7 protein-coding genes and 2 pseudogenes are annotated in these 9,696 nt (G+C 67.2%); 1 reads left to right on the top strand and 8 read right to left on the bottom strand.

The window, feature by feature from the left end; genetic code table 11:
* Nucleotides 1–140 precede the first annotated feature (140 nt).
* The 7 genes from E3T54_RS03820 to E3T54_RS03790 are packed head-to-tail and all read right to left on the bottom strand — an operon-like array spanning nucleotide 141 to nucleotide 8,072.
* Entirely contained in the window at nucleotides 141–1,082 is a 942-nt protein-coding gene (locus E3T54_RS03820; protein ID WP_092325010.1) for a diguanylate cyclase, read from the bottom strand.
* A 44-nt stretch (nucleotides 1,083–1,126) separates the two neighbouring features.
* A complete protein-coding gene (locus E3T54_RS03815; RefSeq protein ID WP_092325012.1) occupies nucleotides 1,127–1,507 on the bottom strand; it encodes a chemotaxis protein CheW in 381 nt (126 codons plus the stop codon).
* The gene (locus E3T54_RS03810; RefSeq protein ID WP_134474643.1) at nucleotides 1,504–2,670 is read right to left on the bottom strand and encodes a protein-glutamate O-methyltransferase CheR; all 1,167 of its coding nucleotides are present in this window, start codon (nucleotides 2,668–2,670) and stop codon (nucleotides 1,504–1,506) included. The genes E3T54_RS03815 and E3T54_RS03810 overlap by 4 nt, the downstream gene beginning before the upstream one ends.
* On the bottom strand, nucleotides 2,667–3,710 hold the full coding sequence (locus E3T54_RS03805; RefSeq protein WP_134474642.1) for a chemotaxis protein CheB: 1,044 nt from the start codon (nucleotides 3,708–3,710) through the stop codon (nucleotides 2,667–2,669). Before E3T54_RS03805 ends, E3T54_RS03810 begins: the two co-directional genes overlap by 4 nt.
* Nucleotides 3,707–5,707 carry a response regulator gene (locus E3T54_RS03800; RefSeq protein WP_134474641.1) on the bottom strand — a complete coding sequence of 667 codons (2,001 nt, stop codon included), beginning with the start codon at nucleotides 5,705–5,707 and terminating at the stop codon, nucleotides 3,707–3,709. The genes E3T54_RS03805 and E3T54_RS03800 overlap by 4 nt, the downstream gene beginning before the upstream one ends.
* Nucleotides 5,704–6,207 (bottom strand): chemotaxis protein CheW, encoded by a 504-nt coding sequence (locus tag E3T54_RS03795; RefSeq protein WP_134474640.1) that lies wholly within the window; start codon nucleotides 6,205–6,207, stop codon nucleotides 5,704–5,706. The genes E3T54_RS03800 and E3T54_RS03795 overlap by 4 nt, the downstream gene beginning before the upstream one ends.
* Nucleotides 6,204–8,072 (bottom strand): methyl-accepting chemotaxis protein, encoded by a 1,869-nt coding sequence (locus tag E3T54_RS03790; protein WP_134474639.1) that lies wholly within the window; start codon nucleotides 8,070–8,072, stop codon nucleotides 6,204–6,206. The genes E3T54_RS03795 and E3T54_RS03790 overlap by 4 nt, the downstream gene beginning before the upstream one ends.
* Nucleotides 8,073–8,381: 309 nt before the next feature.
* On the opposite strand from E3T54_RS03790, the pseudogene E3T54_RS17650 reads away from it, so the two are divergent.
* A pseudogene (locus E3T54_RS17650) lies at nucleotides 8,382–8,720 on the top strand (VOC family protein); the annotation flags it as partial.
* An 87-nt stretch (nucleotides 8,721–8,807) separates the two neighbouring features.
* On the opposite strand, the pseudogene E3T54_RS17645 reads toward E3T54_RS17650, so the two are convergent.
* Nucleotides 8,808–9,122: pseudogene (locus E3T54_RS17645) on the bottom strand (hypothetical protein); the annotation flags it as partial.
* Nucleotides 9,123–9,696: the final 574 nt, after the last annotated feature.

Below are 9,696 nucleotides of genomic sequence, written 5' to 3'. Positions count from 1 at the left end.
CCGGTGGCCAGGCCGAGCAGCACCCCGGTCGCGCGATCGTTCTGTGCGGACGTGAGCTTCATATCGGCCTCCTTGGGGTGTCAGTGCCGACCTTGTCGGGTACACGGGTGGTCGCTGACACTACTCCTCCTTTTTGGACCCTATGCGTGGCGGCGCGAAGAATCTTGGCCGCTTTCCGGGGGCAGGACCTCGCGGGCCGTCGTCGACGCAATTCGGTCGCGCCCGGCGGCTTTGGCGACATAGAGCTGGGCGTCGGCGTTGTCGACAAGTTCATCAGCGGATCCGATCGGCCCCAGGGCGCAGCCACCGCTGACCGTCACCGAGATCTGCGTGCCGCCCGCCACGATCGGTGTCGCTGCGATGGATCGGCGGATTCGCTCCGCGACGAGGAGTGCGCCGGCCAGATCGGTGCGGGGAAGCACGACGAGGAACTCCTCGCCGCCCCACCGGCCGGCCACATCCCCCTCGCGCAGTTCCTGGCGCAGGCGCACGGCGAACTCGGCAAGCACGAGGTCGCCTGCGGGATGTCCGAAACCGTCGTTGACGCGCTTGAAGTTGTCGACGTCGAGCAGGAGCGCGCAGAGCGGATCATGGTGACGCACCGCCTGGGCATGGTGGTAGGCGAGCTTCTCCTCGACATGGCGCCGGTTGTGCAGTCCGGTGAGCGCATCCGTGCGAGACAGCAGATCGAGCTCGTCATTGCGCTGGCGAAGCTGGTCCTGGAGTTTCTTGACGTGTGCGGCCGCGGCGACACGCGCGACGAGTTCGGCCGGCTCGAAAGGCTTCTTGAGGTAGTCGTGTGCGCCGCCGCGCAGACCGCGCAACACGTCGTCCATCTCGGTCAGCGTGCTGAGAAACACGACCGGAATGTCCATCAGGTCCGGGATAGCCTTGAGCTCCGCGAGCACCTCGTAGCCGTCGAGCCCGGGCATTTCGATGTCGAGCAGGATGACGTCGGGCGGAGAGTCCCGGCACGCGTCGAGCGCCGCGGTCCCGTCGACGGCCTCGATGACGTGGTGGCCCGCGGCCTCCAGGTGAGAGCGCACGACGGCGCGAATGACGAGCGAATCGTCGGTGATCATTACCGTTGCGCCCGCCGCGGCCACACCTGAACCTGCCAGGCCGTTCACAGTCGCGCCGCCAGCGCCACCGGGTCGGCGACCAGCATCAGCTCACCGTCCGAGTCGACCGTTCCGGAAATGAAGGCGCGGCCCTGTCCGGTGGGGGCCGGGCGGATGTCGGCGGCACTGATGCGACGCAGCCCGGTGACCGCATCCACGAGCAACCCGAACGTCGTCTCACCGGTTTCAACGACGAGGACGTGGCTGCCTCCGCCGCCCAGCGCCGAGATCACCGTCAGCGGCGGCTGACCGGGCAAGATGCCAACGATGTCGGAGGCAGCCCCAGGCAATGAACGGATGCCGTCCGCCGGGCGAACCGCGCGGGTGGCCTCGACGGGGAGGCAGTACCCGGCTCCGGCGGACCGAAAACACACCATGGTCATCATTGAGGCAACTCCTGCTGTTTGGCGTCGAGAAGTTTGTAGAGCTCGTTCGGGGAATAGCCGTCAATCGCGTAATCGTGCCGCGCAGGGTCGGCGCCCAGCAGGCGCCCCGCTGCGCCGAAGGCGCGCTGCGCCGACGGGCGGTCGTTCATTGCTTCGAGCGCGAGGGCGAGATGCAGGTGAGCAAGCGCATCGTCCGCGGCCAGGTATGCCCACTTACGAAAACTGACGACGGCCGCTGCAGGGTCGCCCGACGCGAGCGACTCGCGTCCGGCCTCAGCCAGAATCGCGATGGCGGCGACGTCATCGGCGTGCCCCGCACCGACCTGGGAAGCCGCAACCCGTGCGGGCAGAGCGCCGCCCGTCACGCGCACACCGCACACCGAGCGCGGTCGATAGGCATAGGTGTCCCCGAGGCGCACGGTGTCGTAACGGTCGCCGATCGACCAGATCGTCTCGGCTGCACCGAGCAACATCCAGGCCTGAGGAAGAGCGTCGGCGACCCGGTCGAGGAAACCCCTCGCGTGCTGGTCGGAAAAGTAGATCAGGACGTTGCGACAAAACACGACGCTGCTCGAGCGCACCCGGTGGGGCACCGACTCGATGAGGTTGTGGTGCACGGTGCTGACCCGAGCCCGGATCGACGGGTTGACTTCCCACGCCTGGCCGACGGGGGTGAGGTGGCGCGCGATCCGTTCGGGTGAGAGACCGGTGATCTCGCGGGCCGCATAGCTGGCCGCGTTCGTGCGAAGCAGGGCGGAGGTCGACACGTCAGTGGCGATCACCCGGCCGTCGATGCCCAGCTCGTCGAGCAGCATGGCGAGGCTGAACGCCTCCTGCCCGTTGGCGCAGCCGGCGCTCCAGATGCTGAGCGGCTGCGGAAGGGTGGGAAGGATGTGTTGCGCCAGAATCTCGAAATGCTCGGGGTGGCGAAAGAATCCCGTCTCCTGAACCGTCACTCGGTTGAGCAGGGCCTGGCGCAGGCTCGCACTGGCCCCGAGCGCCCGGAGATACCGTTCGAAGTCCAGCCCCAGCACGGCCAACTCGTCGCGGATACAGCGCCGAAGCCGGGCGCGCAGGGCCGATTCGGGCCGGAGGCCGATCTCTGATTCAAGGAGTTCGGCCACCCGGCAGATGATCGCTTCTGACGGTTCGAGCGCGATCATGACCCCACCAATGCGACCGCACGGCGGATCGCGGCCGCGAATTGTTCAGGGGGCAAGAGAGTTGTGAGCGCCCCCAGGCGCAGGGCGGCCTGGGGCATGCCGAAGACGGCACAGGAGTCCTCGTCCTGCCCGAAAGTCTGCCCGCGCCGGCTGTGGAGTTCGAGCAGCCCCTTGGCTCCGTCGTCGCCCATCCCGGTCAGGATGACCCCGACACCAGCGGACCCGGCGTGCTCCGCCACTGATCGAAAGAGCTCGTCCGCGGACGGCTGGTGGATCGTGACCGGGGTGGCCGCGAGCTCGAGCCGACTCTTCGCGGCCAGACGCAGGTGGGATCCGCCGGGGGCGAAATAGACGTGCCCGGGCAGGGCGATCTGGTCGTGCGTGGCGAGTTCTACCGGCAGCGCCGAGGCGCGTGCCATCCAGCCAACCAAATTACCGGTGAAATCCGGATGCAGGTGCTGCACCACGAGCACCGGCGCGTCGAGCCCACCAAGCCCGGCGAGCACCGTCGCTAGCACCGTGGGACCCCCGGTCGACGCGGCGAGCGCGACCACGGCCTGCCGGCCACCTCGCGGCGGCGCGGTCCGGGCCGAGTTCCTGGACAGGGCTCCCCGGGGATGCCGGATCGCCAAAACTTTGCTCAGCTGACGGACCGTGCTGCGAAGCTGGGTCCCGAGCTCGTCGGTCCAACGGTCGGGGGTCGGGAGCACTCCGAGGGCGCCGGCCACAACGGCCTCGACGGCCTCGGGAGACAGTCGATCCACGATTCGGCTGGACAGCACAAGGATGGGCGTCGGTGCGCGCGCCATGACTTGTTCGATGAAGACCTGCCCGCTTGCGGCGCTGGTGCTGATCCGAAGAATGATGAGGTCGGGGCTCTCCCCCCCCACGCGCTTGATCGAGGCCTCCCCGGCGGCGGCCTGGCCGATGACCCTGATGTCCCCGTCTCGTTGCAGGGCTCGAGTGAGCTCCCCGCCGTGGGTTGGCGCATCCTCAACAAGGAGAACCCTGATCGATTTGCCGGGCGCGGCATCCGTCATGCTCGTGCTCCGATCAGGCGGTTCACGGCAATAAGGAGGCTGCCCTCGTCGAAGCCGCTCTTGAGAATATAGCCGTCGGCGCCCGCGTCGAGCCCACGCCGGCGGTCGGCTTCGCTCGCGCGGGAACTCAGGATCAAGACGGGTATGTTCGCGAAGGACGGATGCGCGCGGACCGCTTCGGTCAGCTCGAACCCGTCCATCCTGGGCATCTCGATGTCGGTCAGGATCAGCTCACTGGCTTCCTCGGCGAGTTTCAACAGCGCATCCGTGCCGTCGACCGCCACACGCACCTCGAAACCGGCCCGCTCGAGGATGTTGCGTTGCAGTTCTCGGATGGTCAGGGCGTCATCCACTACGAGGATGCGCTGGCGGGCCGTGGCCGGCGGGGCGTCTTGTACACGCGGGGCGCGGCCGCGATCGAGCCGGTGAGCTCGGTGGATGAGGCCGGGCGGGTCGAGCACAAGCAGGACGGAGCCATCTGGCTCGACGCTTGCGCCTGCGACGGCGGGGAGGTGCGCCAGCAGGCCGTTCAGCCCCTTGACTACGACGTCGCGTTGACCGACCAGCCGGTCCACCTGAAACCCGTGCCGGCGAGCGGTGTCGGCAAGCACTACTATCGGGCCGGTGCTCTGTCCGGCAGAGGGCAGGCCCAACGTGCCGGCCAGGGTCGACACCGGAATGGGACGGCCCTCGACAAGGAGGACGGAGCGCCCCTCGGCACTGGTCTGGCTCGCTGGATCGAAGCGCTGCGACAGGATCACCCGATGGAAGGGCAATGCGAAGCGCTGCCCGCCTGCCTCGACGAGAAGGCAGCGCAGCACGGCCAGGGTGATCGGCACGATAATGCGGAATTCGGTGCCCACCCCCGGCTTGGAGCGCACCTCGACGCGGCCGTGCGCCGCCTCCACGCTGGCGCGCACGACGTCGAGCCCGATTCCCCGCCCGGACACGTCGGTCACCTCGGCTGCCGTCGAGAACCCCGCGGTGAAGATGAGGTTGAGCATCTCCTCCTCGTTCATCCCGCCGGTGTCGATTCCCTGACGTTCGGCCTGCTCCTTGACCTTGCCGGAATCGATCCCGCTGCCGTCGTCGGTGACGGCGATGATGACCTCGGAGCCCAACTGCATGGCGTGCAGGCGGATCGTGCTCTGTGCCGGTTTGCCGTCCGCCGCTCGTTGCGCGCTCGATTCGATCCCATGGTCGACGGCGTTGCGCACGAGGTGCAACAGTGTGTCCGACAGCTGCACCAGTACACCGCGGTCGAGTTCGGTGTCGGTCCCCCGCACGTCCCAATTGATCGTCTTGCCCTGCGTGCGTGCGAGGTCACGCACCGCACGCTGGAGCCTGTCGGTGATCGTGGCCAGGGGAACCATGCGTGTGCGCATTGCCCGGTCCTGCAACTGATTCAAGGTTCGGGAGAGGTCGTTGAACTCGGTGTTCAGGGTCGCGTCGACGCCGAATTTCTCGGTGAGCATCCGGCCCACCCTCAAATGAGCGGATGCCGACTCTCCGATCAGTCGCACCAGTTCGTCCAGCCGTTCCATCGGCACCATGACGACACCGGCGGAGTCGCGGACGGCCGGGGCGACCGGCGAATTCTCCGCGCCCGCCTGGATCCGCTCGCGCGTCAGCTCTGGCCGGTCGACGGCTGCGAGCTGGCTACCAGTCGTTGTCCCCTGGCTCGCGACGATGACCTGCCCGAGGCGGTCGGCCCCGGCGAGCAGTGTGTCGATGATCTCCGGAGTGACGAGTTGTCGTCCCGTTCTCACCTCGTCGACGAGTTCCTCGAGCTCATGAGCGACGCGGCTCACCTCGTCGAGCCCGGCGACGGCCGACGACCCCTTGATGGTATGCAGCTCCCGGAACACTGAACGGATCAGCGACTCATCCCCACCCGTCTTCTCGAGCTGGAGCAGAAGCTGATCAAGGTGCGCGAGGCGAACCTCAGCTTCCTGCGCGAATAACTCCCGCACCTGTGCCAGGTCGAGCCCGCTCACCTCGCGGATCCGCTCGCGACAGTGTCGCCCGTGCGTGCGCTATCCAGTTGTGCGCTGGGACGCCTGGCGGCCCGTTGGCCCGATCGCGGACGCTCGCCGTCCAGAAGCGCACCCGCCAGAAGAGAATCCGGCTCAAGCAACACGGCCACCCGGTTCCGCACCAGGAAGCAGCCGACGGTTCCGGCCAGCTCCGACGTGCCCACGGGCGCGCCCAGGATGACCCGTTCAGGGAGATCCGTGACCGCCAGCCCGATCAGGCCCTGGCGGGACTGCAGCACGACGACAAACGCTGCCGGCTCGACGGACCCCAGCCCCAGCAGCGCCGCCGCGTCGATCAGGGGCACGATCTGGCCACGCAGGTTGAAGAGCCCAAGCACGTGCGACGGCGCGGTGACCAGCCGGGTCAGCGTCGGCGCCACCACCACTTCCTCGATCCGTTCGATCGGCACGGCGTACAGATCGACCCCGACCGGGAACAGCACGGCGTGCAGGTCGGTCATCGTGGTCCGCTGCTGCCAACCGCGCTGGTTTCGAGGTCGTTGGCCAGATCGGCGAGGTCGCCGGCCGATGCGGCGATCTGCTTGGCGGTGACCGAGACCGCGCGGCTGGCGTCGGTGAGCTGCTCCATCGTCTCGACGACCTGGGCTGTCGCACTCCGTTGCTGCTGGGTGGTCAGGCTGACCTGGCCGGTCGCGTCCGTGACGGCCTCGAGCAGCATGAGACCCCGCTGCATCTGCTTCGCGCCCTTTTCCATCGCGATGACGGTTGCGTTCGTTTCGCGCTGCACGTCGGCCAGGATCGCGGCGATGTCACCCGCGGAGGACTTGGACCGTTCGGCCAGCCGACGCACTTCATCGGCCACAACCGCGAAACCCCGACCGTTCTCGCCTGCGCGGGCCGCTTCGATTGCCGCGTTGAGGGCCAGCAGATTGGTCTGATCGGCGATGTCGTTGATCAGCACGAGCAGGGTGTCAATGTCATTGACCCGCCCCGCGAGGGCGAGGGTGCGCTCACTCGACAGGGTGATGTCGGTCTCGGCCTGCTCCAGGTTGAGCCGTGTTTCCGCGGTCTGGCGTGCGACCGCGTCAACGGTGTCCGCAATGGCGACCGACGAGCGAGCGAGTTCCTCGGTGGTTCCCGTGGCCTGCGTGACCGCCGCGCTCTGCTGGGTGGTGATCGCGGCCAATTCGTCGGAGGACGCCGAAAGCTGCATCGCAGCGGTATTCACCTCGGCCACGGCCCTGCCGAGTTGGGCGATAAGCGTCTCGGAGGTGGTGAGCATGGTGTTGAACGATTCGCCGAGCAACACGAGTTCTTTGGACCCGGTCGGCACGGCGCGGGCCGCCAGGTCACCCCGGGTGACCCGCATCGCGACCCCGGTCAACTGCTTGACCGACCGAATCGTGCCCCAAGCGAGCAGAACCGAGACGGCCGCAGCGAGCAGCGCACCCCCCACGACAAGCCAGATGGCGCGCCGGGTCTGTTCGGCAACCGGTGCGAGCACATTGCTCGCGCTTTCCGAGGCGATGAGAATCCAGTTCAGTTCGTCGACGACGTCGTAGCCGCCGATCACATCATCTCCGGCGTACCCCACGAATCGGGCCGAGCCGGGCCGGCCGGTGCTGGACGCCTGCCGTGTCGCGACGGTGTCCACGTTCGTGCTCAACACGCCGGCGGCGAGCAACGCCGTGTCATCGGCCAGCTCGCTCATTCTGTCGGAACTGTAGATCAAGCGGTGCAAGGAGTCGACGAGGACGATCTTCGTGCTCGTTCTCGAGCTCGAAATGAGGTCCGGCATGATCAGCTCGTGGAGCGCCATCGGGTCCAGGTTGGCGACGACCACGGCGCTCACCTTCCCCGCACCGTCCAGCACCGGTTCGGCGATGATCCAGTCGATCTTCTGTCCCTGACGCGCCATCGAGGTGAGCACGGGCGTGCCGGAGACCACGGTCTTGAACCACTCCTGGTTGGTGACGGAGAGCTCAACGTCCGGCCGGCTTGAGGCCAGGACCTTTCCGGCGACATCCGTGATTTGAATCAGCGTGTAGCTGCCGTATGCCTTGTGTATTTTGGCCAGCCAAGACGAGGCAACGGCGGAGCCGAGTCGACTGTCGTACGTGCCGGCGATGACCTCCATATCATCGTGGCGTTCGACCGTCCACGACTCCAGCCGTGCCGTGACTGCGCGCGCCAGTGTGACGCCAGTGTTCTTGGCCGCGCCGGTCAGGTTCGCCGACGACTCCGAGGTGAGGAGCACCGCCAGCACAATCATGAGCGGCACCGACACCAGGAGCATGGCCGACACCATCTGGACGCCGAAACGGCGTGGTAGGGAATGCCAGAAACGACGAGACTGGGTGGCCATGGTGCTGGTCCTATCGATTCTGCGGACCGATTGACCCGAGGGTCCGGTCCGTGCGATCCCGCCCTACGGACGAGTATGCGTGCGATGACGTGACTTGACCGTACCAGCGCCCGTTCACCGATCCGGGAGGGTGACCCTGGCGCGCGGGCCCGAGTTTTTTGGGGGCACCTGACTGGGGGGCAACGCCCGTGCAGCAGCAGCGCGAAGCCAGCTCACCCGGCACTCGGGATCTTCGCGCCCAGGCACACCCGGCGCTCGGGCCCGTCAAGCTCCCTTGCGTGTCCTGGCGACCGCTCATAGCCTGTGCGCATGAGCCCCAACAGAGACCCGAAGCCGCCCGTCCGCCAGCTGCGCCTGGTCGTCGAGGCGGCCGATTACGATGCCGCGGTGCGCTTCTACCGTGATGCGCTCGGCCTGACCGAGGAAAAGTCGTTCGAGGGCGAGGTCGAGGCCCGCGGGATCGTCCTCGACGCCGGCCGGGCGACTCTCGAGCTGCACAATCCAGCGCAGAGGAAGATGGTCGACGGGCTGGAGGCCGATAGGATCCCGAGCGGGCACATCCGTGTGGCGTTCGAGGTCGCCGACACGGCCGAAAAAACGCAGGCACTGACAGAGGCCGGCGCCGCGATCATCGCGTCGCTGCGGGTGACGCCGTGGCAGTCGCCTGATCCGGGACTCGAGGCCGAGCCCGCGAACGAGTGCGGCCAGTCGCTCCGCATGTGCGGCCGTCCGTCCGACGATCTCGACGACCGTCAGGTCGAAGAGCCCGTTGAAGGCTCGGATGTGCTCCCAGGCCTGGACTCCGGTGCCGAAGACGACGAGACGCTTCGCCCCCGGCGCGGCCAGTCGGCGAGCACCCATCCCCGACACAGCGGCGGTGCGCACGTTGGTCAGCGCCATACTGTCGAGGACGCCAAGCGGCCTCTGGTCACCGCCGCCGAACAGGAGGTAGAGACCCTGGATGACCGGACGGCCGGCGCGGGCATTAGCTAGTGCGGACCGCAGGGATTCAAAGTCGCGCAATTGCGCAGGGACGTGTTGGCCTGTCACCACGCTTGTTTGCTCCCTCAGCCCGTTTGACTCCCGTTCTCGTCGCGTCTGCTGGTCAGTTCATACTTGGTGCCGTCGTAACCGTCCCCGAGCCACATTCCAAAGAGAACCCGCCCCGTGACATCAACCGGGTCGACAAGGACCGTGGGTAGCTGACCGTGTCGATTCGGTTCAAGGATTACTGTGAATGTCGGTTCCAAAGAACCCACAGCGTGCAAAGTGACGGTGGTCTGCGTGCGGGAGGTTCCGAGCACAGCACCGACTTCAACGCCATCGCGGTCGGGAATCGGGGCTCTTTGCTTGGGGCCCGACCGTTTGAGGCGTGCAGCAGAAACCCACCTGGGAAACGCGCGCGGTGCTGACTTCGGCTGAGCACCTGACTCAATGGCGGGAAAGCTCATTTGACATCGATCCTGTCCATTCGACGGGCGGGCCGGCTGCCCGCCCGAAGGTCCGTGCCTTGGCGGCGCCGCTCTACGACACTCCTGCGTCTGCAAGTGGCAGGAGAACCGCTGGGCCAGAGTCCTAGGACCGCTAAGTGAACCTAACAGCCTGATCTTTCCCCGGGCGAGCC

This window comes from Cryobacterium sp. Sr8, assembly GCF_004403225.1.
In the GTDB taxonomy this organism is placed as follows: domain Bacteria; phylum Actinomycetota; class Actinomycetes; order Actinomycetales; family Microbacteriaceae; genus Cryobacterium; species Cryobacterium psychrotolerans.
This window is presented reverse-complemented; position numbering and strand designations above follow the sequence as displayed.